19 protein-coding genes are annotated in these 25,259 nt (G+C 64.6%); 6 read left to right on the forward strand and 13 right to left on the reverse strand.

What is annotated here, in order from left to right:
- Window positions 1-7: 7 nt before the first annotated feature.
- The 8 genes from WNM05_RS03880 to WNM05_RS03915 form a co-directional block, all read right to left on the reverse strand.
- Complete coding sequence (locus tag WNM05_RS03880; RefSeq protein WP_434632672.1) at window positions 8-391, reverse strand: type IV pilus assembly protein FimV; 384 nt, start codon at window positions 389-391, stop codon at window positions 8-10.
- Window positions 392-502: 111 nt separating this feature from the next.
- Window positions 503-1,582 (reverse strand): 3-dehydroquinate synthase, encoded by a 1,080-nt coding sequence (aroB, locus tag WNM05_RS03885; protein ID WP_434632673.1) that lies wholly within the window; start codon window positions 1,580-1,582, stop codon window positions 503-505.
- A gap of 3 nt (window positions 1,583-1,585) precedes the next feature.
- Window positions 1,586-2,134, reverse strand: a complete 549-nt coding sequence (gene aroK / locus WNM05_RS03890; RefSeq protein ID WP_434632674.1) for a shikimate kinase AroK — start codon at window positions 2,132-2,134, stop codon at window positions 1,586-1,588.
- A 35-nt stretch (window positions 2,135-2,169) separates the two neighbouring features.
- Complete coding sequence (gene pilQ, locus WNM05_RS03895; protein WP_434632676.1) at window positions 2,170-4,272, reverse strand: type IV pilus secretin PilQ; 2,103 nt, start codon at window positions 4,270-4,272, stop codon at window positions 2,170-2,172.
- Window positions 4,269-4,793: a pilus assembly protein PilP gene (locus tag WNM05_RS03900; protein WP_434632678.1), complete on the reverse strand. Its 525-nt coding sequence runs from the start codon at window positions 4,791-4,793 to the stop codon at window positions 4,269-4,271. Before WNM05_RS03900 ends, pilQ begins: the two co-directional genes overlap by 4 nt.
- 13 nt (window positions 4,794-4,806) lie before the next feature.
- Window positions 4,807-5,424, reverse strand: coding sequence for a type 4a pilus biogenesis protein PilO (locus tag WNM05_RS03905; RefSeq protein ID WP_434632680.1), 618 nt, complete (start codon window positions 5,422-5,424; stop codon window positions 4,807-4,809).
- Window positions 5,421-6,005, reverse strand: a complete 585-nt coding sequence (locus WNM05_RS03910; RefSeq protein ID WP_434632682.1) for a PilN domain-containing protein — start codon at window positions 6,003-6,005, stop codon at window positions 5,421-5,423. The genes WNM05_RS03905 and WNM05_RS03910 overlap by 4 nt, the downstream gene beginning before the upstream one ends.
- Window positions 6,006-7,118, reverse strand: coding sequence for a pilus assembly protein PilM (locus tag WNM05_RS03915; RefSeq protein ID WP_434632683.1), 1,113 nt, complete (start codon window positions 7,116-7,118; stop codon window positions 6,006-6,008).
- Between the two features lie 116 nt (window positions 7,119-7,234).
- On the opposite strand from WNM05_RS03915, the gene WNM05_RS03920 reads away from it, so the two are divergent.
- Window positions 7,235-9,598, forward strand: coding sequence for a penicillin-binding protein 1A (locus tag WNM05_RS03920; RefSeq protein WP_434632685.1), 2,364 nt, complete (start codon window positions 7,235-7,237; stop codon window positions 9,596-9,598).
- An 87-nt stretch (window positions 9,599-9,685) separates the two neighbouring features.
- Here WNM05_RS03920 and WNM05_RS03925 read toward each other — a convergent pair whose 3' ends face one another.
- Entirely contained in the window at window positions 9,686-9,928 is a 243-nt protein-coding gene (locus tag WNM05_RS03925; protein ID WP_434632686.1) for a hypothetical protein, read from the reverse strand.
- Window positions 9,929-10,291: 363 nt separating this feature from the next.
- On the opposite strand from WNM05_RS03925, the gene WNM05_RS03930 reads away from it, so the two are divergent.
- From WNM05_RS03930 to WNM05_RS03940, 3 genes are read left to right on the forward strand one after another with little or no spacing between them, the layout of a single operon-like run.
- On the forward strand, window positions 10,292-10,957 hold the full coding sequence (locus WNM05_RS03930; RefSeq protein WP_434632688.1) for a helix-turn-helix domain-containing protein: 666 nt from the start codon (window positions 10,292-10,294) through the stop codon (window positions 10,955-10,957).
- Window positions 10,954-11,670, forward strand: a complete 717-nt coding sequence (locus tag WNM05_RS03935; RefSeq protein WP_434632689.1) for a VUT family protein — start codon at window positions 10,954-10,956, stop codon at window positions 11,668-11,670. The genes WNM05_RS03930 and WNM05_RS03935 overlap by 4 nt, the downstream gene beginning before the upstream one ends.
- Window positions 11,667-12,404, forward strand: coding sequence for a metallophosphoesterase (locus WNM05_RS03940; protein WP_434632691.1), 738 nt, complete (start codon window positions 11,667-11,669; stop codon window positions 12,402-12,404). Before WNM05_RS03935 ends, WNM05_RS03940 begins: the two co-directional genes overlap by 4 nt.
- On the opposite strand, the gene WNM05_RS03945 is transcribed toward WNM05_RS03940, so the two are convergent.
- Window positions 12,393-12,920: a hypothetical protein gene (locus WNM05_RS03945; protein WP_434632693.1), complete on the reverse strand. Its 528-nt coding sequence runs from the start codon at window positions 12,918-12,920 to the stop codon at window positions 12,393-12,395. The genes WNM05_RS03940 and WNM05_RS03945 overlap by 12 nt on opposite strands.
- Before the next feature lie 340 nt (window positions 12,921-13,260).
- Between WNM05_RS03945 and lpxO the strand changes: the two genes are divergently transcribed.
- Complete coding sequence (lpxO, locus tag WNM05_RS03950; protein ID WP_434632695.1) at window positions 13,261-14,181, forward strand: lipid A hydroxylase LpxO; 921 nt, start codon at window positions 13,261-13,263, stop codon at window positions 14,179-14,181.
- A gap of 211 nt (window positions 14,182-14,392) precedes the next feature.
- On the opposite strand, the gene WNM05_RS03955 is transcribed toward lpxO, so the two are convergent.
- The gene (locus WNM05_RS03955; RefSeq protein WP_434632697.1) at window positions 14,393-17,779 is read right to left on the reverse strand and encodes an autotransporter outer membrane beta-barrel domain-containing protein; all 3,387 of its coding nucleotides are present in this window, start codon (window positions 17,777-17,779) and stop codon (window positions 14,393-14,395) included.
- A gap of 1,702 nt (window positions 17,780-19,481) precedes the next feature.
- Here WNM05_RS03955 and WNM05_RS03960 point away from each other — a divergent pair.
- Window positions 19,482-20,432 carry a LysR family transcriptional regulator gene (locus WNM05_RS03960; RefSeq protein WP_434632699.1) on the forward strand — a complete coding sequence of 317 codons (951 nt, stop codon included), beginning with the start codon at window positions 19,482-19,484 and terminating at the stop codon, window positions 20,430-20,432.
- Window positions 20,433-20,723: 291 nt separating this feature from the next.
- On the opposite strand, the gene WNM05_RS03965 is transcribed toward WNM05_RS03960, so the two are convergent.
- Together WNM05_RS03965 and WNM05_RS03970 are read right to left on the reverse strand one after the other, a co-directional pair.
- Window positions 20,724-22,109, reverse strand: coding sequence for an efflux transporter outer membrane subunit (locus tag WNM05_RS03965; RefSeq protein WP_434632701.1), 1,386 nt, complete (start codon window positions 22,107-22,109; stop codon window positions 20,724-20,726).
- A 3-nt stretch (window positions 22,110-22,112) separates the two neighbouring features.
- Window positions 22,113-25,256, reverse strand: a complete 3,144-nt coding sequence (locus WNM05_RS03970) for a multidrug efflux RND transporter permease subunit (protein WP_434632703.1) — start codon at window positions 25,254-25,256, stop codon at window positions 22,113-22,115.
- Window positions 25,257-25,259 lie beyond the last annotated feature (3 nt).

Here is a 25,259-nt window from a genome sequence, read left to right on the forward strand (position 1 = left end):
CGGAGCGTTACAGCTCCATCGAGAACAACGGATCCTGCGGGTCCAGTTGGCGGCCGTTCTCCTGGATGGTGCGCCATACCGGCTGTCCCTGCACCTGTTCCCGCACGTCGCGGGCCAAAAGCGCGTAGGCCTTGCGGTTCCTGTCCCGCGAGTAGACGCGCAGCAGGGCCACCTTGGCGTGCAGATTGTCGGGGTCGTCTTTCAGGGAATCCTTCAGGACCCGCACCGCTTCGCGGGTGCGGCCGTAGGCGAGGTAGACTTCGGCTTCCCCCACCGGATCAATGCCGCGATGGGTCGGCTTGGTGTATCGCAGGCGTCGCCAGAACTGGCGCAAGGAATAGTAGACAAGCATCAGGGCCAAGCTGCTGGCCAGTGCCGTAAAAACATCCATTCTGTTTCTCCCCCTCGGTGGTACAACATCTTATGTAGTCTGTTGATTATTCTGACGAGGAGGGCGGCTTGGCAATCCGTATAAATCCGTAAGCCGCCCGGCAGCCCGGAATCAGTTGTTCGCCCGCAACGTCCGCTCCAGCAGTTCGGGCGCCAGGCCGGGCTGGATCACCGCCCGGCCCAGTTCGCGCAGCAGCACGTAGCGTATCGTGCCGGCCTCCACTTTCTTGTCGTGCGCCATCAGGCGCAGCCATTGCTCGACGGGCATCTGCGGCGCACGGACCGGCAGGCCGGCGGCGGCGATCAGCGTTCTCACCCGGTCGACGTCGGCGGCGGACAGCCAGCCCAGCTCGGCCGACGCGGCGGCGGCCAGCACCATGCCGGCGGCGACGGCCTCGCCGTGCAGCCAGACGCCGAAGCCGAGGCCGGCCTCGATCGCGTGGCCGAAGGTGTGGCCCAGGTTCAGCAGCGCGCGCACGCCGTTTTCCTTCTCGTCCTCGGCGACGATGGCGGCCTTCATTTCGCAGCTGCGTTTCACCGCGTATTGCAAGGCCGCGCTGTCGCGGGCGCGCAGCGCGGCCATATTGTCCTCCAGCCAGGCCAGGAAGTCGGCGTCGCCGAGCAGGCCGTACTTGATCACCTCGGCCAGGCCGGCCGACAGCTCGCGTTCCGGCAGCGTCGCGAGCAGGTCCATGTCGGCGATCACCGCTTTCGGTTGGTAGAAGGCGCCTATCATGTTCTTGCCGAGCGGATGGTTGATCGCGGTCTTGCCGCCGACCGACGAATCCACCTGCGCCAGCAGCGTGGTGGGAATCTGGATGAAGGGCGCGCCGCGCTGGTAGCAGGCGGCGGCGAAGCCGGTCATGTCGCCGATGACGCCGCCGCCCAGCGCGATCAGCGTGGTCTTGCGCTCGGCGTTGCCGGACAGCAGTGCGTCGAAGATCAGGTTCAGCGTCTGCCAGTCCTTGTGGACCTCGCCGTCGGGCAGCGTCACGGCGACGCAGGACACGCCGCGGGCTTCCAGCGCCTGTTGCAGCCGGGCCAGGTAGAGCGGGGCGACGGTTTCATTGCTGACGATGGCCGCTTTCGGCAGCGGCAGGTGGGGCAGCAGCAGATCGACCTGTTCCAGCAATCCATGGCCAATATGTATCGGGTATCGGGTATCGGGCAGGATCAGGTCGAGGGTGATCACGAATCAGCTTCCTTGGCTTGGATGGCGAGCCTGCAACTGGTCCACCAGGCGGGCGACCAGCAGGTTGACGTTCTGTTGGGTGGTGTCGACGATGATGTCGGCGATTTCGCGGTATAGCGGATCGCGTTCGTTGAACAGCGTTTCCAGCTTGGCGCGCGGGTCGGCGATCTGCAGCAGCGGGCGGTTCTTGTCGTGCTGGGTGCGGGCCAGCAGATCGTCGATGGCGGCGCGCAGATAGATGACGGTGCCGTAGCGCGCCAGCACCTGGCGGTTCTCCTCGCGCAGCACGGCGCCGCCGCCGGTGGCCAGCACGATGTCCTGCTGGCGGGCCAGGTCTAGGATGACGCAGGCCTCGCGATTGCGAAAGCGCAGTTCGCCCTCGATGTCGAAGATGGTGGCCACGCGCACGCCGGTGCGCGCCTCGATTTCCTGGTCGGAATCGTAGAACGTCTTGCCGGTGCGGCGCGCCAGCGCCCTGCCCACCGTGGTCTTGCCCGCGCCCATCAGGCCGACCAGAAAAAAGTTGCCTGCCAATTTCTCCATGGCAGGCATTGTAGCCGATAGCCGTCGGCTCTGTCTTGGCCCCGTCAGCTGCCGGCGGCGATCAGGTCGTTGACCACTTTGGGCGTGATGAAGATCAGCAGTTCGCTGCGTTTGTCCACCTTCTGCGTGCTGCGGAACAGCGCGCCCAGCAACGGTATGTCGCCGAGCAGCGGCACCTTGTTGGTCACATTGTCCAGCTGCTGCTGGTAGATGCCGCCTATCACCACGGTGCCGCCGTTGTCGACCAGCACCTGGGTGACGATCATCTCCGTGGTCAGCGACGGCGTGCCGTTGACCGTCTGCTGGAAGTTGGCGGAGTCCTTGTTGACGGTGACGTCCAGCAGCACGTGGTTGTCCGGCGTGATCTGCGGCTTCACCTTCAGGCTCAGCACCGCCTTCTTGAACGATACCGAGGTGGCGCCGCTGGAGCTGGCCTCCTGGTAGGGGATTTCGGTGCCCTGCTCGACGGTGGCCTCCTGCCGGTCCGAGGTCATCACCCGCGGGCTGGAGATGATGCGGCCCTTGTCCTCGGCCTGCAGCGCCTGCAGCTCCAGGCCGATGATGCCGGACTGGCCGACGCTGTACAGCGCGGTCAGCGAGCCGGCCGGGTTGCTGATCGGCAGGTTGACGCCCGGCGTCACCGCGTACGGCGTAGGCGTCGCCGACTTCACCGGCGGAATGCGGCCGTTGGCGTTGGTGATGGAGTTGGCGAGGCCGCTGCCGCTTAACAGGCCGGTGCTGCCCACGCGCTCGTAGGCGAGGCGCACGCCGAGATCGCGTTCCCAGTTGTCGGTGGCTTCGACGATGCGCGCCTCGATCAGCACCTGCTTCACCGGGATGTCGGTCTTGGCGATGATGTCGCGCAGCTTGTCGATCACGGTGCCGATGTCGTTGACGATCACCGTATTGGTCTTCGGGTCGATCAGCACGCTGCCGCGCTCCGACAGCAGGCTCTCCTTCTTGCCGGAGGTGTTGTCGCCGTCCAGCACCTTCTTGAAGTCCTCGGCCGAGCGGTAGCGCAGCACGAAGGTTTCCGAGCGCAGCGGCTCCAGCGTCGCCAGTTGCTGGCGCGCTTCCTGCAGCTGCTTGTCGCGCGCCAGGAGTTCGTCGCGCGGGGCGATCTGTATGATGTTGCCGTTGCGGCGCTGGTCCAGGCCCTTGGTCTGCAGGATCAGGTCCAGCGCCTGGTCCCAGGGCACGTCCTTCAGCCGCAGCGTGATATTGCCGCTGACCGAGTCGCTGGTGACGATGTTGAGCCCGGTGAATTCGGCGATCACCTGCAGCACGGTGCGCACTTCGATGTTCTGGAAGTTCAGCGACAGCTTGTCGCCCTTGTACTGCGGCTTGCCGCTGCCGGTGTCGGCGACCAGGTCCGTCGACGGGCGGCGCACCTCGATCACCAGCTTGCCGTCGGTCTGGTACGAGGAGTAGTCCCAGTCGCCCTGCGGCATGATCAGCAGCCGGATGTTGTTGCCCTGGTTGACGGCGTCCACCTTGGCCACCGGCGTGCCGAAGTCGGTGACGTCGAGCCGGCGCACCTGCTGGCGCGGCAGCGCGGCGCCGATGACGTTCACCACCAGGTTCTTGCCGTCGCGGCGGATGTCGACCGGGGTGTTGGGGGCGGGCAGCGTCAGCGCCACCTGGCCCTCGCCGTTGCGGCCGCGGCGGAAGTCCAGGCTGGCGTCCGTCGACGCGCCGACCATCGGCGACGCCGGGTTCTGCAGCGGCAGCTGCTCGACCGGCGTGGCCCCCTGGCCCGGCGACAACGAGCCGTCCAGCGTCAGCAGCAGCTTGTTGCCGCTGAGCACGCTGCGGTAGGAGGCGTTGCGCGCCAGGCTGAGCACCAGCCGCGAGCGGCCGGTGGCCTCGACGGCGACGGCCGACCGCACCAGCGCGCTGTCGATGTTGACCGCAGGCTTGGCCAGCTTGACGCCGGTGTCGGCGAAGTCCAGCGCGATGCGCGGCGGATTGGACATGGCGAAGCTGTTGGGCCGCACCGCCGGCCCGTCGAAGGTGATCTGAACCGTCTGCTGGTTGCCGTCCACCTTGCCCATCTCTATCGCGGTGATGGCCGGCCCCGCCGACGCGGCTTCCGCTGCCAGGCCCAGCGCCAGCCCGCCCAGCAATGCGATGGAAAACTTGTTCATTTGTTCTGCCCTTGTTCGTCGAGATGCAGGCTGCTGTCGCGTTGCACCCATTCCCCATTCAGGTCTTCGACGGTTTCGGAAAGCATGACTTGGGATTCGTCGATGGCGGTGACCTTGCCGAAATTGGGACCGATGTAGTTGCCGGTCTGCACCCGGTAGATCGAGCCTTCCGGCGTGCGGATCAGCGCGTACATCGCATTGCCGCGTCTGAGCGTGCCCACCATGGCCAGCTTGTCCAGCTCATAGTTTTCCAGCGCTTCGCGCGGCCGCTTCAGGTCCGGGGCGTTGGCCGAATTCTGCGTCTTGCCGGCCTGCAGCTTCTGCGCGTTGAACGGGTCCATCAGGTCGAAGGCCTGATAGGTGAACGGCTTGTAGGTCTGCACCTGGGGCAACGGTTCGATCTGGCCGCGCAGCCCCTGGCTGTTGGTGACCATCCAGGCCTTCAGGTCTTCGGTGCCGGGGCCGCCGCAGGCGCATAGCAGCAGCGCCAGGGGAAGCAGTCGGACCAGTCGTCTGTTCATCGCGGCGGCCCCCTCACTTGGCCGGCGCCGGCGCCAGTCCCGCCCGTTCGCTGGGCTCCAGCGCGCGGTAGGTGTGGGCGGTGGCGTCCATGGTCAACCGGTTGTCCTTGCCGTTGCTCGGATTGAGGCTGATGTCGCTGATGGTGACGATGCGCGACAGCTGGGCCACGTCGTTGACGAAGGCGGCCAGGTCGTTGTAGCTGCCGGACAGGCGGATGGTGATCGGCACTTCGGCCATTTCCGCCGAGCGCGTCTCGGTGCCGGGCTTGAACAGATCGAACTGCAGGCCTCGGCCGATGCCGGCCTGGTTGATCTCGGTCAGCAAGGTGTCCATGTCGGACTTGGTCGGCAGTTGTTTCAGCAGCGCGCCGAACGACGCGTCGATTTCCTTCAGCTGCTGCTGCAGCGCATCGAGGTTGACCGCCTGGCGTTTCTTGTCGATGAAGGTCTGCTTCAGCTGCTCCTCGTGCTGGCGCGCCTGGTTCAGGTGCTCGTTCTGTTCGCCGAGCACGAAGAAATACCCCAGCCCGATCACCAGCAGCGACAGCAACAGCAGCATCAGACCCTGCGCCTGCAGCGGCCAGTTGGGCATGTCCTTCGGGTCGAGCGCGCGCAGTTCGTCCAGCGTCATGGCTTGGCTCCCGGTGGTTTGCCGCCCGGCGGCGCGGCCGGGGTCTGCCGCAGGCTGGCGTTCAGGGTGAAGGCGCTGACGCGCTGGTTGTTGACGATGGTGGCCGACACCTCGACCAGCACCGGGGCCTCGAAGCTCTCCGATTGGCCGAGCTGGCGCATATAGCCGGACACGCGCGCGCCGGACTGGGCGTAGCCGGTCAGCGTGACCTGGTTGCCGGTCTGCTTGAAGGTGCGCAGATAGACGCCGTCCGGCGTCTGGCGGACCAGTTGGTCGAACAGGTGCACGGCCTCGTTGCGGCCTTCCTGCAGCCGTTCCACCAGTTGCTTGCGCGCCAGCAGGTCGTCGCGCTGCTTCTTCAGCTTGCCGATGTCCTTGATCTGGCCGTCCAGCCTGCCGATCTCGGCCTGCAGAAACTGGTTGCGCGCCTCCTGCTGCGCGACCTGGTGGTCCAGCACCAGATAGGCCGCCATCACCAGCAGCAGCGAGACCGCGGCGGTGGCGCCCAGCATCAGCTGGAAGCGCAGCCGGTGGGCGGCCTTCTTCTGCTCGCGGTGGGGGAGGAGGTTGATCCGTATCATTCAGTCGAACCTCCGGAGTGCGAGGCCGCAGGCGATCAGCAACGAAGGCGCGTCCATCAACAATTCCTTCAGCCTTATCGTCGGTGACTGCACCATGGTGGTGAACGGATTGGCGATCATGGTGCTGATCTGGGTGCGGCCGGCCACCGCGTCGTCGAGGCCGGGCAGCATGCTGCAGCCGCCTGCCAGCAGGATGTAGTCGACGCGCAGGTACTGGGACACGCTGACGGTGGTGTAGAAGAACTGCAGCGCGCGCTGGATCTCCTGGGCCAGCGAGTCGATGAACGGATGCATCAGCTCCGGCTCGTAGCCGTCGGGCAGCGCCATGCTGCGCTTGCCGTTCTCGGCCTCGTCGAAGCTGATGTTGTAGCGGCGCTGGATGTCGCGCGTCAGCTGGTGTCCGCCGAAGGCCTGCTCGCGATAGTAGATCTGCTGGCTGTTGCGGATGATGTTGCAGTGGATGCGGGTGGCGCCGATGTCGAACAGCGCGAAAGTCTGGTTCATGCCCTGATCGGGCAGCTGTTGCTGGATCTGCTCGAAGGCGGTCATCATCGCGAACGACTCGACGTCGACCACCTGGGCGCGCAGGCCGGCCATCTCGACCACCGCCACCCTCTCCTCGACCTTCTCCTTGCGCGCGGCGCACAGCAGCACTTCCAGGTCGTCTATGCTGGACGGCGACGGGCCGAGCACCTGGTGGTCGAGATTGACCTCGTCGAGCGGGAACGGAATGATCTGGTTGGCCTCGGACTCCAGCATCTGGTCGAGGTCCTCGGTCTGGCTGACCGGCACCAGCAGCTTCTTGTAGATGGCCATCTGCGTCGGAATGGCGATGGCGGCGCTGCGTATCGGGCTGCCCAGCCGCTTCCAGGCGTGCCGCAGCGCTTCGGCGATGCCGTCGATCTCCACCAGATTGCCGTCGTTGACGGCGTCCTTGGGCAGCGACTCGATCACATAGCGCTCGACCTGGTAGTTCTTGCCGTTTTTGGACAGTTCCACCAGCTTGATCGCGGTATTGCTGATATCCAAGCCCAGCAGCGGCGCGTTGCGGGATTTCCCGAGTCCCAGTTGTGCGAGCCACGGCTGTCCGAACCTCAGTTTGTCGAATAGCATCTGCGCCTCAATCCCGTCTCTTCGCAACAGAATTTCGAACTGTTGCCGCCATTGTTTGTCTTGTTGGCTTTCACAAGACGTTATAATCCGGTTTCCAGTGAAAGCCCATCGTAAATATGCTCAGACGATTTCTTGCAATATTGGCAGGCGTGTTTCTTGGCGGCGTGGTACTGCTGGCGGGCGCCGCAGCCATTGCTGTCATCATAACCTACCCGCGACTGCAAAGCCTTGATGTAATCACCGATTACCGGCCAAAAATCCCGCTTCGCGTCTATTCCGCCGACAACCAGCTGTTGGGCGAGTTCGGCGAGGAGCGCCGCTCCTTCTCCCGCATCCATGAAGTGCCGCAGCTGATGAAGCAGGCGGTTCTGGCCGCGGAGGACGAGCGCTTCTATCAGCATAGCGGCATCGATTATCTCGGCATCATGCGCGCCGCCGTCGGCAATCTGGTGTCCGGCCATGCCCGTTCCGGCGCCAGCACCATCACGATGCAGGTGGCGAAGAACTTCTTCCTGTCCAGCGAAAAGACCTTCACCCGCAAGTTCAACGAGGCCTTGCTGGCGTTCAAGATCGAGCACACGCTGAGCAAGGACCAGATTCTGGAGCTCTACTTCAACCAGATCTATCTGGGCCAGCGCGCCTATGGCTTCGCCGCCGCCGCGCAGGCCTACTACGGCAAGCCGCTGAACCAGCTGAGCGTCGCGCAGATGGCGATGCTGGCCGGCCTGCCGAAAGCGCCGTCGGCCTACAACCCCATCGTCAACCCGGACCGCGCCAAGCTGCGCCAGCAGTATGTGTTGCGCCGGATGCGCGAGCTGAACTTCATTACCCAGCAGCAATATGATGAAGCGCTGAACGAGCCATTGCAGCTGGCCAGTCAGGCGGCCGACACCAGCCAGCCCGGCCAGTATGTTGCGGAAATGGTACGCCAGGCGATGTACGAGCGTTACAAGGAGGCCGCGTACACCGAGGGCTTCAAGGTGTACACGACGCTGGACAGCCGCCACCAGAAGTGGGCCTACGACGCCTTGCGCGCCGGCCTGGTCGATTACGACCGCAAGATGGGCTATCGCGGACCGGAAAGCGTGCTCGATCTGCCGTCCGGCGAAGGCGAGGACCTGACCGAGGCGCTGGACGAGGCGATGGGCGATCTGCGCGACAGCGGCGACATGCTGCCGGCCATCGTGCTGTCGGCCAGCCCGTCCGAGGTGCGCGCCTATATGCGCGGCGGCAAGACCGCGGTCATCAAGGGGCCGGGCCTGGAGTTCGCCCGCCGCGCGCTGAGCGGCAAGGCCTCGGCCCAGCAGCAGATCCGCCGCGGCGCGGTGATCCGCGTGCAGGCCAACGCCAAGGGTTACTGGGAGATCGTGCAGATGCCCGAGGTCGAGGGCGCCTTCGTGTCGCTGGACACCCGCACCGGCGCGATCAAGTCGCTGGTCGGCGGCTTCGACTTCAACCGTCGCAGTTTCAACCACGTGACCCAGGCCTGGCGTCAGCCCGGCTCGTCGTTCAAGCCATTCATCTATTCGGCCGGCATCGAGCGCGGCATCACGCCGTCGACGCTGATCAACGACGCGCCGCTGTCCGTGCCGGGCGTCAACGGCCAGCTGTGGACGCCTAAGAACGACGACGGCAAGTTCTCCGGCATGATCACCCTGCGGCAAGGCCTGACCCGGTCCAAGAACCTGGTGTCGGTGCGCGTGCTGATGGCGGTCGGCACCGACTACGCCCAGCAGTACCTGCAGCGCTTCGGTTTCTCCGCCAAGCAGCACCCGGCCTATCTGCCGATGGCGCTCGGCGCCGGCTCGGTGACGCCGCTGCAGATGGTGGAGGGCTATTCGGTCTTCGCCAACGGCGGCTACCGCACCAAGGCCTATTTCATCGACCGCATCGAAGACCAGTCCGGCCGCGTGCTGGCCAAGACCGTGCCCACGGTGGCCGGCCAGAACGCCCAGCAGGCGATAGACCCGCGCAACGCCTTCATCGTCCGTTCGATGCTGGGCGACGTGGTGCGCTACGGCACCGGCTTCCGCGCGATGAGCCTCGGCCGTACCGACCTCGCCGGCAAGACCGGCACCACCTCGGACTGGAAGGACGCCTGGTTCGTCGGCTTCAATCCCAATCTGGTGGCGGCCACCTGGGTCGGCTTCGACCAGCCGCGCTCGCTGGGCCGCTACGGCTACGGCGGCACCGCGGCATTGCCGATCTGGATCAACTACATGGGCAATGCGCTGAAGGGCCAGCCGGAAGTGGAACTGCCGGTGCCGCAGGGCATCGTGGTCAAGCCGGGCGCCGGCCAGCGCGGCGGCGACGAGTACTACTACGAGGAGTTCCAGAAGACCAATCCGGAGCTGCACATCGACAACCAGGGCTCCGTGCCCGGCGGCGACGAAGACGCCAGCGCGCCGAAGTCCGATACCGACGGCGGCAAGCCGGCCGCGCAGGACGCGGTGGAGAACGTCAAGGACCAGCTGTTCTAGACGGCGGCGCGGCAATGAACAACCCCGGCGGAATCGCTTCCGCCGGGGTTTTTTTATGCGCGGCCGTGTAAGACTTCGAACAGGTTTTCAGCGCTGGGCCGGGCAGCGGTTCAACAGCCGCTGGATGTCGGCCGGCTGCAGCACGTCGTGTTCCATGCCGCGCTGCAATAAGGCCATCAGGTAATGCCGCCCGAAAATGGGCGAACCCTCCCACTCGCTGCCCCGTCCGCCGAGAATGGTCGGCAGCGTGATCAGCACTTTTTCTCCGTTGATGACGTCGATCGCGAATTCGTCTTCGCGAATGGATTCAGGGACGTTTTGGCTGTGCATGGCGGATCGACCTCGGAGGGCGGATGTTATCGACGGTGCGCGCGCTGATGGGAGTCGCGTAAATATTTTAATGTAGCTTGGCGATATTATATTATCATGCGGCAGGCGGCAATGGAGAAAACGCTGACGAAAGCGAATTGATTCAATTCGATAATGTCCTAACAAGATATATTTCCATTTATTTTATTCGCCCGTTTATTTAGGGAATATGGAATTGGCTTTCGTTTGCGCTGGTGATTTCGCCGCTTTATATTTGGCGGTCCGTTATCAGCCGGTACCGCAGCATCGCGCTTTCCCGATGGAGTCGGCGTTGCGGCATCGATATCGGGAAAGGGCCGTTTCAACCATATTCGGGATAGGCGAATGGCGAAAGGCATGGAAAGGGGGCTGCAGGAGGATGGGAGCCTGCTGGCGGCGGTCGCCCGCAATCTGGCCAGCCTGATGAGCAGGCATGGCGTCGATGCGATGCGGCTGAGCGATGAAACCGGCCTCGGCATCGCCACCATCAATAATCTGCGGCGCGGCGTCGGTAATCCCACGCTTTCCACGCTGGGCGAGATCGCCCGCTATTTCCAGGTGGGCATAGGCGAATTGACCGCCGACGATCTGGATGCCGCGGCGGAACGCGGCCCGGCCGTCTTTTCGATGCCGCTGACCGGCATAGGCCGCTTGGGAGACTTCATCGACGCCGGCGTCGCGGATCTGGGCCATTACTGCGCCGAAGTGGCCGGTTACGCCGGCCGACCGCTGTTCGCGGTGCTGGTCAACAACGACACGCTGTACCCGCATTATGCGCAGGGCACGGTGTTCATCATGGTCAGGGAAAGCCGGCCGCAGGACGGCGATATCGTGTTGGTGCGGATAGGCGACAACCCGCCTTGCCTGCGCCGGGTATACGTGGAGGAGGAATTCTTGCTGTTTCTGTCGATTTCGGCGCTGAACGACATGGCGCCTTCGCTGTATAAAAACTACCAGGTGCTGGCGGTGGTGCTGAAGGCCATCAAGACCTTGTCGGGGGGCGCGCGATGAGCGAATTCCGCCTGTACGGCCTGATCGTCGGCCTGACGGTCACCATCATGATTGTTTGCGATTCGCTGGTGTACAAGACGGTGGATATCTACAGCCTGAAAATCACCGCCAGCGGCATCGTGTTTTCCTTGTGCTACCTGCTGTCCACCATTTCCACCGAGGTGTACGGCTACAAGCTCGGCGGGCGCACCGTGTGGATCATCGTCATCTGCCAGACGCTGTTCGTGCTGATCCTTAACGCCTTCGCGCTGATCCAGCCGGACAACAACGCCATTTCCAAGCAGTATTATCAGCTGTTCCACGAATTCTGGCGGGTGATGGTGGGCACCTGGATTTCGGTGCCGGCCTCGTATTTCTGCAACGGCTTCATCGTGTCGAGGCTGAAGATATTTTTCGCCGGCCGCTTCTTCTTCGTCCGCTACCTGATCGCCTCGATGCTGGCGCAGGCGGTGCTGCTGCTGACCGCCTATCCGATCAGCCTGTCGTCGAAATACAGCGGCGCCGAGCTGGTCAACATCATCGCCACCACCTGGTCGTACAAGGTGTGCATGTCGGTGCTGCTGCTGCCGCTGGGTTACTACCTGGTGGCGGTGATCAAGAAGATAGAGCGCACCGACTATTTCGACTGGGAGGTCTCCTACAATCCGCTGACGGTCTTCCGCGACAACGGCGACGGCGTCGAGCGCAATCGTTTCGGCAGGGCCCGCGCATGAACATCCTGCAATTGACCGATCTGCATCTGTTCGCCGAGCGCGGCGGCCGTCTGCTCGGCCGCGACACCCATGCCGCGCTGCACAGGGTGCTGGCGGCGGTGAAGGCGCTGGGGCCCGACGCCGCCGACGCGGTGCTGCTGACCGGCGACGTGTCGCAGGACGAGTCCGAAGGCTCGTACCGGCTGGCGGCCGAGGCGCTGGCCGGCCTCGGTCTGCCGGTGTACTGGATAGCCGGCAACCACGATGTCCGGCCGACGATGGAGCGGGTGTTCGCCGACTACGCTTTCCTGCGCCCGCTGGACGCGGTGGAGCTCGGCGGCTGGACCTTCATCGGCGTCGACAGCTGCGTCGCGGGGCAGGACGCCGGCGAGATATCGGAAGCCGAGCTGACACTGCTGCGCAGGCGTTTGGCCGCGGCCGGGAACGGCAAGGCCGCGGTGGTGCTGCACCACCATCCGCTGGCGGTGGGCACGCCGCTGCTGGACGACTGCATGCTGAGGCAGAGCTCGCGCTTCTGGCGGGCGGCGACCGCCGCCAGGCTGCCGCTGGTGATCTGCGGCCATGTGCACGGCGCGCACAGCCTGTCCTACCGCGGCTGCGCGCTGGAAGTGGCGCCGGCCACCTGTTTCCAGTGGCGAGACGGCGCCTGCGATATCGAGATCGACGACAGGGCCGGCTACCGCCTGTTCCATTTCGACGCCGACGGTTACCGCGTGGCCAGCTTATTTGCGTGAGCGCAGCGGCACCACGTTGTCGGTCTCGGCGCCCGCCTCGGCGCGGCCCTGCGCCGCCAGCGTGCGCAGCTGGCCTGAAACCTTGCGTCCCTTGCTGAAGCCGGTTTCGTAGGCGATCTTGCAGATTTCGTGCGGCGGCAGGCGCTGGAAGAGGTCGATGTTGCCGCAGATGCTCTCGCCCGAATACACCTCCTCGCGGCCGTGATTGGCGATGCGGTACTGGTTGCCGCGTATCGCCTCGGTGACCCGGCATTCGCCGGCGCTTTCCTTCAGGCTGTTCTCGTACAGCGCGATGCCGATCAGGTCCTTGGGATTGATCGCCGACAGGATCTGCACGTTTTCGACGATGTCGCGGTGGCGCAGCTTGATGATGTCGTGAGTGCCGTACTGCTTGAACACGTAGACGGTGGCCCCGCCGTCCAGGCCGGGCACGATTTCGCACAGCGACAACTGATAGGGCGGATTGAAGACGGCCGCGATCCAGTTCTTTAAATTGCGCAGGCTTTGAAACGGCATCGGGCTCTCGTCGTTGCAGTGAAACCGCCGACGGTCTGCCGGGAGCGGGTTTCGGTTTGGGGGCGGGGCAGTCGCCATCTGCCCGGTCGCGCGATCGGCGCGAAGCTGGGCGCAGTATAAACCCGCATCCGACAAAATGTCCTTGGCATTTTATTGTTTCAGTAAGAACAAACTCAATGCTCCGGTACGCCGGTAACGCAGGCGGCGGGCGTCGCGCCAGGGAATTCCAGCCGGATTTCTTGGTCAGATCAACTGACCTTTATTATTAATTTTGTCGCCCGGGCCTGCGTTGACGGCCGCATCGTTCTACAATGTCGGGCTAGTCTTGCAGGAGTACCCGATGCCTTATACCAAGATCGCGGTGGTCGCCATTTTCGTGCTGTCCACCCTATACGTCCATTTCCGCGGCCGCGTGCGGCTGGGGTTCTGGCGCCAGCTGAGCGACCACTCGACCATCATGGCGCCGATCAACTGCTTCATGTATCTGTTTTCCAAGGTGCCGCCGAAGCCCTATCTGCCGGTGGAGCGCTTTCCCGAGCTGCAGGCGCTGACCGCGAACTGGGAGAAGATCCGCGAAGAGGCGGTGGCGCTGTACGACCGCGGCAACATCAAGGCTTCGGACAAGTACGACGATCTCGGCTTCAACTCCTTCTTCAAGACCGGCTGGAAGCGTTTCTATCTGAAGTGGTACGGCCAGGATCACGCGTCGGCGCAGGCGCTGTGCCCGTACACAACCGAGCTGCTCAAACAGTTTCCCAACATCAAGGCGGCGATGTTCACCGCGCTGCCGCCGGGCAGCCGCCTGGTGCGCCACCGCGACCCGTTCGCCGGTTCGGTGCGCTACCATCTGGGCCTGATCACGCCGAACGACGACCGCTGCTATATCGACGTCGACGGCCAGCAATACAGCTGGCGCGACGGCGAGGCGGTGATCTTCGACGAAACCTATCTGCACTACGCCGAAAACACCACCGACCAGAACCGCATCATCCTGTTCTGCGACGTCGAGCGGCCGATGTGGTTCTGGCCGGCGCGCGTGGTCAACCGCATCGTCAGCCGGGTGCTGGTCGGCGCCGCCAACTCGCCGAACGAGGCCGGCGACCGCACCGGCGCGTTGAACCGCGCCTTCCGCTACATCCAGCAGGTGCGCCTGTTCGGCAAGAAGATCAAGGCGCAGAGCCGCTTCACCTACTATCTGCTGAAGTGGCTGATCCTCGGCGGCCCCATCATGCTGTGGCTGTTCTGGGGTGCCTGGCGCTGAGGACGGGCCGGTTGCAGCCGTTGAATCGGTTGCGAGGCTTGGCCGCTGGCCCTGGCTTTATGAAGCCGTGCTTGGAAACAGGCCGGCCTTGCAATGAAAAAGGCTGCTTTCAAGTCTGAAAGCAGCCGTCAGGGTATCGACAAAATCAAGGCCCCGCTCCATCTGAAGCCAAGACCCGGTTTGCAGGCTACGGTTTTGTCGAGGTTCTAGATTACCAGTGGTAGCGCGCGCCGAGCATGCCGCCCACGGCGTAGCCGGCGTTGCCGCCCAGCGCGTGGCGGTAGTTCAATTCCGCGTATGTATCCACGGTACGCTTGGCATTGCTCCAGTTTCCTCCCACTCCCAGCTCCATGCTGTTTCTGGACGACTGGAACGCCAGAGGCGTGCCGCTGAACGTCACCAAGCCGCTGTTCTGGAAGCTATGCAGCAGATCGGCCTTGATATAGCCGTTGAGGCCGCGTCCTTCCGCCTCGGGCTTGGCATAGCGCATGGCCACGCCGAGACGGCCCGTCAGATTGCGGTCATTGTCGGCCTGCTGCTTGACGCCGTTGGAGTCGGTATAGCCATCCAGGCGGTTGTCCTGCCAGACCAGTTGCAGTTGGGGAACCACGCTCCAGTCGCGGCTGATGGCGCGCTGATAGCCGGTTTCCAGGCTGAATAATGCGCTGCGGCTATCGGGGCTGCCATTCACGCCGGTGGCCGCCAGCCGGGTGCCGATGCGGCTCCATTTGCCAAGCATGTCCAGGTAATAGCCGTTATTGCCATACCAGGTCGCCGCCAAGCCCAGGCTGTTGCTGCTGAGGTCGGCGCGGCCATCCGCGCCATTTTGCAGCTTCATGCTGCCATTGCCATGGCTGCCGAACAGGCTGCCGATCCAGGATCCCTTGTCGCTTTGCCACAAATGGCGGTCGGCGCCGATTTCGATGAAGTCGTCGTTCAACTGGTACGAGGAGGCGTAGCTGAAGCCGTTGCCGGCGATGCTGCCTTCGGTGTAGCCGCGGTGGCCGCCGGCGCGCACCCACACCGCCGGCCGGCCGGCTTCCTCCTGTTGCTGCGGCTGGTAGCGGCGGCTTCCCACCCGCTGCCACAGCGTGCCCAGCGTATCCAGGCCGTATTGGCTCAGCGCCACCGGCAACATGGCTTGCACCTTGGCAAGCGGCACCAGGTCGGTCGTTTGCAGATACCAGTTCTGGCCATCCGCTTGACGCAGGCTGTACTGGAACGCTCCCGCCCCCAGCGGCGCCGCCAGGGAGAACGCATTGGCGGCCGAGTAGCCGGCATCCAGCACCTTGATCAACTCGATGCCGTCGCTGGGGCCATTGCCGGTGTAGCCGCCCAGGCCTCCCACATTGTTCACCGACACCCGGGTGGCGCCGCCGCTGCCCACCGCAGTCCGGTCTACCACCAGCATGTCGTTCAGGCTAGCCGCGCCGCCCTGGTTCAGCACCGCGTCCAGACGCAGCTGGCCGCCATTGGAGGTGTAGGTGCCGCCGCCGGAGGCGCCTGCGGCTTGGCCGCCGGTGATGACCAGCAGCTTGCCCGCCACGGCTTGCGCCGCGCCGATATCCGCGCTCTGCAGGGTGATAGTGCCGCGGTTGTTGAAGTTGCTGACGCCGGTCAGCTGGCCTTGCACCACGCCATTGCCCGGCAGCTGGCTGCCGGCGGTCTGCCAGGCGCCAGCGTTATTGACGCTTTGCGGCGCATTCACCGCCAGCACGCGCAGCACGCCGTCGGCGTTGTTGTTGAACACGCCATTGATCTGCGCCACGGCCACGTTTTGCACGCCGGCGACGTAGTTGCGCAGGTCCAGGGAGTGCGAAGAGTTGTTGTTGAAGGTATTGCCGCTGCCTTGCAAGGTCACGTAGCCGGTGATCGTGCCGTCGTTGTTGACGGTGACGTTCCCATTGCGGCCATTGATGGCGAAATCGCCGGCGCCCGCCAGCAGGGCGCCGGCATGGTTGTTGACGATGGCGCTGCCGGCATTCACGTCCACCGCTGCAACCGAAACGCTCTGGGTCGTCGCGTTGGCGTAATTGTCCACGGTGGCCTGGACCGCATTGGCGACCTGCAAGGCCGCGCCGGACAGCTGGTTGCCGCTCAAGGCGACGGCGCCGGTGCCGGTGGTATTGGCATTGGCTGTCAGCGCCACGTTGCCGCTGGCGGAACTGCCGCGGATGGCGGTGACGCCGGTGACGGCGCCGTTGGCGGTCACGCTGACATTGCCGCCGGCCGAGCTTGCGCTGATGCCGTGGCCTTGCTGGCTGGCCAACGCGGCCTGGCTGACGATGGAAACATTCCCGTTGCCCGCCGTCGAGCCGGCGATGGCCGTGCGCACCGCGTTGACGGTGTTGTTCAGCTGCATCTGCACGTCCGCATTGTTGCCGGAGGCCGTGATGCTGCCGATGACGCCGTTCCTGACGGCTTGCGCGCCGCCTATCGTGCCGTTGGTCGTCACGCTGATGCCGCCGTTATTGCCCTGGGAGGTAACGGCGATGCCTGCAAATGAGGTGCTGATATCGGTGCCGGCTGCCGTATTCAACGATACCCCGCCCGCGTTGGCATTGCTGCCGGTGTAGGTCACCACTACGGCGTTGCTGTTGCTGGCTATATTGCCCACCGTCGCCTGCACGCCGCCATTGTTGGCGGTGACGAAGATGCTGCCATTGACCGATCCGGCGCGGGTATCAATGCCGACCTGCCCGCCGTTGCTGTTCACGCCGATCGCGGCAGCGGCGGTGCCGGGCTGATTGATCGTGCCGCTGCTGTTGATGGTGATGTTTCCCGCGCCGGTATTGCTTGCCGTGATCGCGGTTCCGCCGGCCACGACCTGGCCGTTATTCTGGATGGCGATATTGCCGCCATTGCTGGTGCTGTTGATGCCGGAGGCGTTGCCTGTGGATATCGCGCTGCCGTTGTTGACGATCACGGTGTCGCCGGATGCGCCATTGCTGTGCGTATCGATGGCGTTTCCATTGCTGGCCTGCGTCTGTCCGCCCGACGCGTTGGTGATGCTGATGGAGCCGCCCGCCGCAGTCGTGGCGCCCAGCCCGGACTGGTTGTTGCTGACAACCGATCCGCTATTGCTGAGCGTGATGGAGCCGCTCCCGTTGTTCCACGTCAGCAGGCCGCCCTTGCCGCTGACGCTGGCGGCGCTGTTGAGCAGGATATCCCCGGTATTGCTGGTGCTGGTCGTGAGCGAAACCGCGCCTGATCCGCTGTTCGGGCTGGTGACTTGACTCGCCGCGTCGAGACTCATGCTAAGCGCGCCATTGGCGTTGTTCACGGAGAAGGCTTGGCCGGTATTGGTCGACAGGGTGCTGCCGCTGATCGTGATGACGCTGGGCCCGGTCGGATTATTCCAGGTGACGGTGCCGCTGAGGTTGGCGTTGACGAGGTCGATCTCGCTCGTGCCGCTGCCGTAGCTGAGGCTGCCGCTGAGGCTGCCGGTACAGCTGACGGTGCTGCTTCCGGAGCATGCCGCATGAGCTTGTTGCGGTACGCAGAATGCAGCGGCCACTGCCAGCGAGGTGATTTTGAACAGTGGGGGAGGCGCGATCTGTCCTTTTACTGGAGCCTGTTTTTGTTGGTACGTTTTCATGTCCCGATGAATCTCTTTGTTTATTGTGAAGAAAACCCCGAAATGGCCGTGGCCACGGTGTCAGCTTCCCCTTAGTGAAATGCCGCGGCATGCCGCGGCGCGGCTCCTCGAGGGAGTCTTGTTATGAGAATGTTTCCGACAGCAGCTTCCTGAGGAATGGGGGGACCGCGAGTCGTGCTGGAAGGCGAGGCGCATCAGGCAGGATCGCCCGCTCCGCGCGCGTGGCGGGACGGAAGGCATCCGCTGGCAGGCCTCGATTCGGCGCGCCGGGCTTGCCGGAATAGCGATCGTCGCCGGAGAGAACGTTGAGGATGGGGCAGACCGAAGCCATTGCTTGCTTGCCCCGCGAAATCGCTGTCCTCGCACGTCCAGGGACAGTTCTGGCGGCCCAGAAACCGGCGACAACGCCAGCGGGCCACGGCGATGGCGCCCCCGCTGCTGCCGGCGAGGAATCGTTTGGGGCTATCCACCCAAGGCGGTTGCGGCAAGGCATCGATTGTTGCGCGGATTTCCGCCAGTCGCGGGCGACGCGCGGCTTCGTCATCCTGCTTGCTGGCAGGGGCCGGGTAGCGTGGCGCCCCTGCCTGGGCAAAATAGCCCGGCGCCAGTGCGGCGATTCCGAACGCCAAGCTCAGCCAACGCTGGAACTGCGTCGTGCGCTCATGCAAATCAGACGAACCGTGCAGAGACAGCAAGGGGGGCAGTAGATGTAGGTTTGGCGCTGGCGGCATGTCGCAGGGCCTGCCAAACCAAGGGGAACTATCGGTGGGAATGGATGCTTCCGCCTGCTGCAATATCGAAAGCAGTTTCTTTTCGCCGCCTGATCTCGTCAGGCTCACCCTCGACAAATCCTCTGTACCGCCCAGTTCCATCTACGAAATTACCCGATCAATCAATAACTAAGTTACTGAAGTTAATGGGTAATTTTCGTCTTTATATCATTTGGTGTAAAATGAATTAATAGAATGGATTAAGTCGATTTCCCCATGAATCCGCCCCTGGACTCGGGTGTTGTTGCGGCTATCGCGCAGCTAGCGAATGGATGCCATGACGCGGCATCCGTGCCCGACCCAGTCGGCACGGGGCCGCCAGTCGGAACGGGTGATAAGAGCCGCTAACAAAACCGCGCAGCGTACCTGAGTCAAGGCGCGCCGACGCAGGCAGTACAAGTAGTACGACAAGGAGGCGCAACGCAGGATCAGGGGTTTTGTTAGCGGGTCTAAGGGGAGGTGCCGGCGGGCGCGACACGCGTCTGGTGGCCGACGCCGGGGCACGCGCTGCGTGGCACCACATCAGGGACGATGGATTCGGGGAGGGTTTTCCACGCGCATGACGAAGGCGTGAGAACCCGGTTCCCATGCGCTTTCTCGCTTCCAGCCATCCTGGACGGGATGCGCCGCGCTGTGCCGTTGAGGCCGGCGCCGATGGGGACTTGCTCAAGTAGTCGCTGGCGCCCGCGCGGCGGATACGGCATTGCGCGCGGAGGATTCGCGTATTTTTGGCTTTATATGCTGTTTGTATTTTTATTCTGGCAATATTTCATCCCGCTCTTGCCGGACAAGATCGTATTTCTTGCCAGATTTCATCTGCAAACCTGCTTGATCTGGTCAATCATTCAAAGCATCTGGCTCCGGATGGACTTCCATTTCAGCTTTATCTGTATAAAATGAATTAACAATATCAATCAATTCAGCTTTGGCTCATGACCGTATCCCTACGCCACCTGCGGGCTTTCGTGGCTGTTGCCCAGGTAGAGAGCTTCACCATTGCGGCAAAGAATCTGTGCCTGACTCAGTCCACGTTGACCAAAACCATTCGCGAACTGGAACAGGCTGTCGGCCTATCGTTGTTTGAGCGGACGACACGCAAAGTGGTGCTGACCGCGCATGGCAATGCTTTCCTGCCGAATGCGCATCGCCTGCTCAATGATTTCGAGTTGACGCTGTCCGACCTCAGCGAGCAGTCGGCAGGCAGCAGCGGCAGCGTGCAAGTCGCTTGCGGCATGGCTTTCGCCTCCTGCGTTTTGCCGGAGGTGCTCAAACGGCTGAGAAAGGATTTTCCAGGCATACATGTGCGGCTTGTGGATGACACGAGCGGTGGGGTGCTGCGTCGCATCACATCGGGGGAAGTGGATTTGGGGATCGCTTCTTGCGTCAACTCGGTCGGCAGGACCTTGGACAAGCGTCTGTTGCTTACGGCCCGATTGGGCGTGATGTTTCCACCTGGCTATCTGCTGCCGGAAGGTCCCTTGACGGTAGAGGGATTGCGAGAACTGCCGCTGCTGCAAGATGATGCTGACTCCAGCATCATGTCGGCGTTGGGAGCCGTTCAGCCTGAGCTTTGGCAGCATGTGAACAGCAGGGTGGTCGTAACCAATCTGGACACCCAGGTTTGCTTGATCCGCGCGGGCATCGGCCCCTGTGTGCTTTCTGCCTTGGCGGCGTCGCACCCCTTTGTGCAAGCATTGCCATACCGCCTGATTGATGAGCCGGCCATCAGGCGGGAAATCTATGTCTTTACGCGCCACGGCGTGCCCTTGTCCCCCGCGGCCTTTACCTTCCTGCAGGTTTTGGACGAAGTCCTGCCCGGCATTGCCTTGCATCCGGGTGTGGAGCTGCTGCCGAAGTCGCAGTTGCTCAGATGCGGCGTCTAATCTTTCCCTGCCATTCTTTTGGCGACGCGCTTAACGGCGAGTGATCAGCAAGGCCGTCAGCCTCAACCGCGTTTTCCGCTACATCCCGCGGGTGAGCCTGCTGGGCAAGAGGATCAAGGCGCAGAGCAGCTTCACCTAACTATCTGCTGAAGTGGTTGATCTTGGACGGCCCCATCGTGCTGTGGCCGTTCTGGGGCGCGTGGCGCTGAGATATGGCTTCGCCGTGGAAAAGAAAACCGCGCTGATGGGCGCGGTTTTTCATCGGACGGGCGCGTCCGTTTCCGCCGACGATCAATCGTCGATCAAGCCGCCGCCCAGCGCCTTGTACAGCGCGACCGCGTTGCCGAACTCGCCGCGTCGCAGGTCTAGCAGCGTCTGCCGGGCGGCGTACAGCTGGCGCTGGGCGTCCAGCAGTTCCAGCCGTCCGTCCAGACCGGCGCGGTAGCGCTGGCCGGACAGATCGGCGCGGCGCTCGGCGCTGGCCACCGTCCTGTTCTGGGCGGCGATCTGCCGGCCGAAGGTCTCGCGTCCGGCCAGGCCGTCGGCCACTTCGCGGAAGGCGGTCTGGATCGCGCGCTCGTATTCGGCGACGGCGCCGGACTTGCCGATCTCGGCCAGCCGCAATTCGGCGCGCAGCCGGCCGTTCGGGAACAGCGGCAGCGAGAGCTGCGGAGCGAAGTTCCAGGCGCGGTGGCCGTCGTCGAAAAGTCCGCGCATCGCCGGGCTGGCGAAGCCCAGTGAGGCGGTCAGCGACAGGCTGGGGAAGAAGGCCGCGCGCGCCGCGCCGATATCGGCATTGGCGGCCACCAGCTGCTGTTCCGCCTGCAGGATGTCCGGCCGGCGCAGCAGCAGCTCGGACGGCAGGCCCGCCGGCAAACGCGTCGCCACCGGCTGGGTCTCCAGCGGAAGCGGGGCGGGCAGATCGGCCGGCGGCTCGGCGCCGGTCAGCAGCCGCAGCGCGTTGCCGGCCTGCGCGAGGGCGCGGGCGCGCGCCTCCAGGTCCGCCTCGGCGCCGGCGACCTGGCCCTCGGCCTGGGCCACGTCCAGGCCGCTGCTCTGATGGCCCGCCTTCAGGCGGCGCGCCAGGTCCAGCGATTGCCGCCAGTCGTCCAGCGTGCGCTCTGCCAGCTGTTTTTGCTCGTCGGCCAGCCGCTCGGCGAAGTAGGCGTCCGCCACCGCGCCGACCAGCGAAATCTGCGCGGCCCGCCGGCCCTGCTCGCTGGCCAGGTAGCGGGCGAAGGCGGCGTCGGACAGCGCCTGCATGCGGCCGAACAGGTCGATCTCGAAGGCGCTCAGCGCCACGTTGGCGTTGTACTGCGTCTGTGTGGCGGCGGGCGTTGCGCCGTTCGCCGGCGTGCGCTGGCGCGCGGCCCCGGCCACGCCGTCCAGCTTGGGCAGCTGTTCGCTGCGCTGGATGCCGTAGCGGGCCTGGGCGGCCTCGACGTTCAGCGCGGCCAGGCGCAGGTCGCGGTTATTGGCCAGCGCCAGCTCGATCAGCCGCTGCAGCCGCGGATCGCCGAACATCGAGCGCCAGCCCAGATCCGCCGCGCGGAGGCCGGATTCGTTGCCGCCGGCGGAGGGAAAGGCCGCGGGAACCGGCAGATCCGGCTTGAGCAGCGGCTGGGTCAACGAGCAGGCCGACAGGGCCAGGATGACAGGAAGAATGACGAATCTCATGGTTCAACCCTCTTGTCCGCGGCCGGGCGCGGCGTCCGGGCGGCGGGATTTCAGCCACCGTCCCAGACGCTCCTGCGCGCCGATCACGAACACGAAGAAAACGGGAACGAAGAAAACGGCCAGCACGGTGGCGGTGACCATGCCGCCGAACACGCCGGTGCCGATGGCGTTCTGCGTTTCGGCGCTGGCGCCGCTGGCCGTCATCAGCGGCACCACGCCGAGGCCGAAGGCCAGCGAGGTCATCAGTATCGGTCGCAGCCGCAGCCTGGCCGCCTGTACCGCCGCCTCCGTCAGGCTCTTGCCTTCCTCGTGCAGCTGCTTGGCGAATTCGATGATCAGGATGGCGTTCTTGGCCGACAGGCCGATCACGGTAATCATGCCCACCTTGAAGAACACGTCGTTGGGCATGCCGCGCAGCATCACGGCGGCCAGCGCGCCGATCAGGCCCAGCGGCACCACCAGCATCACCGACAGCGGGATGGACCAGCTCTCGTACAGCGCGGCCAGCACCAGGAAGACCGCGATCATGGACAGCGCCATCAGCATCGGAGCCTGTGACGCCGACTGGCGCTCCTGCAGCGACTGGCCGGTCCACTCGACCGCGAAGCCGGGCGGCAGCTGCGCGGCCAGCCGTTCCATCTCGGCCATCGCCGCGCCGCTGGAGTGGCCGGGCGCGGCGCCGCCGGAGATGCGCGCCGCCGGGTAGCCCTGGAAGCGCACCAGTTGCAGCGGCGTCTCGGTCCACACCGGGCGCGCCAGCTCGGACAGCGGCACCATGCCGCCGGTCGCGTTGCGCACGTGGAGCTTCAGCACATTGTCTATCTGCATCCGAGCCGGCGCGTCTGCCTGGATGATCACCTGTTGCATCCGGCCGCCATTGGGGAAATCGTTGATGTAGGCCGAGCCCATCGCGGCGGACAGCGTGTCGCTGACGCTGGCGAAGGGCACGCCCAGCGCCTCGGCCTTCTGCCGGTCTATGTCCAGTCGTATGCTGGCGCCTGCCGGCAGGCCGTCCGGGTAGACGCCGGCCACCACCGGGCTTTGGGCGGCCAGCTCCAGCAGCTTGGCCTCGGCCGCCTTCAGCGCGGCGGGGCCGCGGTTGGCGCGGTCCTCCAGCCGCAGCGTGAAGCCGGAACTGGTGCCCAGCTCGTCTATCGCCGGCGGCAACAGGGTCATTACCGTGCCTTCGGTGGCGCCGGCCATCGCCTGCTGGACGCGCAGGCTTTCGTCTACGGTCGACGCGCCGCCGCGCCGGTCCCAGTCCTTCAGTACCGCGAAATTCAGCGCGGCGTTGGCGCCTGAGCCGGAGAAGCCGTAGCCGACGATGGAAATGCTGGACTGGACCGCCTGGCGGGTGGCCAGGTGGCTGTCCAGCTTTTTGACCAGATCCCGCGTGCGTTCGGCGGTGGCGTCGGCCGGCAGCAGGAAGCCGGTCATGAAATAGCCCTGGTCCTCTTCGGGCAGGAAGGACGACGGCAGCGCCTGGAAGCCGGCGGCCATCGCGCCGGACAGGGCGACGAAGACCAGCATCACGCGGCCGGAGCGGCCGATCAGCCGGCCGACGCGCGTCTCGTACCAGTCGGTCAGGCGCGCGAAGCGGCGGTTGAACCAGCCGAAGAAGCCGCGTTTTTCGTGGTGGCCTTGGGGAATGGGTTTCAGCAGCGTCGCGCACAGCGCCGGCGTCAGCGTCAGCGCCAGCAGCGCCGAGAACAGGATGGACACCGCCATCGCCAACGTGAACTGCTGGTAGATCACGCCGACCGAGCCGCTGGACAGCGCCATCGGAATGAAGACCGCGGTCAGCACCAGCGTGATGCCGACGATGGCGCCGGTGATCTCCTTCATCGCCTTGGCCGTCGCCTCCCTGGGCGACAGGCCTTCCTCGGCCATCAGCCGCTCGACGTTCTCGACGACGACGATGGCGTCGTCGACGATGATGCCTATCGCCAGCACCATGCCGAACATCGTCAGGACATTGATGGAGAAGCCGGCGGCCAGCATCACCGCGAAAGTGCCCAGCATCGCCACCGGCGCGACGATGGACGGGATCAGCGTGTAGCGCGCGTTCTGCAGGAACAGATACATCACCAGGAAGACCAGCACCATGGCCTCGAGCAGCGTGTGTATCACCTTCTCGATCGAGATCTTGACGAAGGGCGCGGTGTCGAACGGGATGGAGTGGCGTATGCCGGCCGGCATCGCCTTGCCCAGCTCGGCCAGCCGCGACCGCACCGCCTCGGCGGTTTTCACCGCGTTGGCGCCCGGACTCAGCTGCACGCCGGCGAAGGTGGCCGGCTTGCCGTTTTCGGTGCTGACGAAGTTGTAGGACTGCGAGCCCAGCTCGACGCGCGCGACGTCGCCCAGCACCACCTTGGCGCCGCCGGCGTTGGCGCGCAGCACGATGGCGGCGAATTGCTCAGGCGTCGAAAGCGTGCCCTGCACGGTCAGCGGCACGGTCACCCGCTGACCCGGCAGGGCCGGCGACGCGCCCAGGCTGCCCGGCGCGATCTGCGCGTTCTGCTGGGCGATGGCGGCGGAGAGCTCGCTCATCGTCAGGCCGTAGGCGATCAGCTTGGCCGGGTCCACCCAGACGCGCATCGCCTGTTCGGCGCCGAACAGCTGCACGCGGCCGACGCCGTCTATGCGCCGCAGCTCCTCGACGATGTTGCGCGCCATATAGTTGCTGAGCTCGGCCTCGTCGACGCGGCCGTTGTCCGAGCGCAGGCCGATCAGCATCAGAAAGCCGGACGAGGCCGACTCCACCATCACGCCGTTCTGACGCACGGCGGCCGGCAGCCGCGGCTCGACGGCTTTCAGCTTGTTCTGCACGTCAACCTGGGCCATTTCAGGGTCGGTGCCCGGCTTGAAGGTGATGGTGATCTGCGCCGCGCCTGAGGTATCGGCTGACGATTCGAAATACAAGAGATCCTTGACGCCGGAGAGCTCCCGCTCGATAAGGCTCAGCACGCCGTCGCTCATGGTCTGCGGCGTGGCACCGGGATAGACCGCGGTGATGGTGACCGTCGGCGGCGCGACCGACGGATAGCGGGAGATCGGCAACTGGGGGATGGCGATCACCCCCAGCAGGATGATGAACAGCGCGATGACCCAGGCGAAGACCGGGCGGCGGATGAAGAATTGGGACATGGA

Origin of the sequence: Chromobacterium sp. CV08, assembly GCF_051129845.1 — a bacterium.
Lineage (GTDB): Bacteria > Pseudomonadota > Gammaproteobacteria > Burkholderiales > Chromobacteriaceae > Chromobacterium.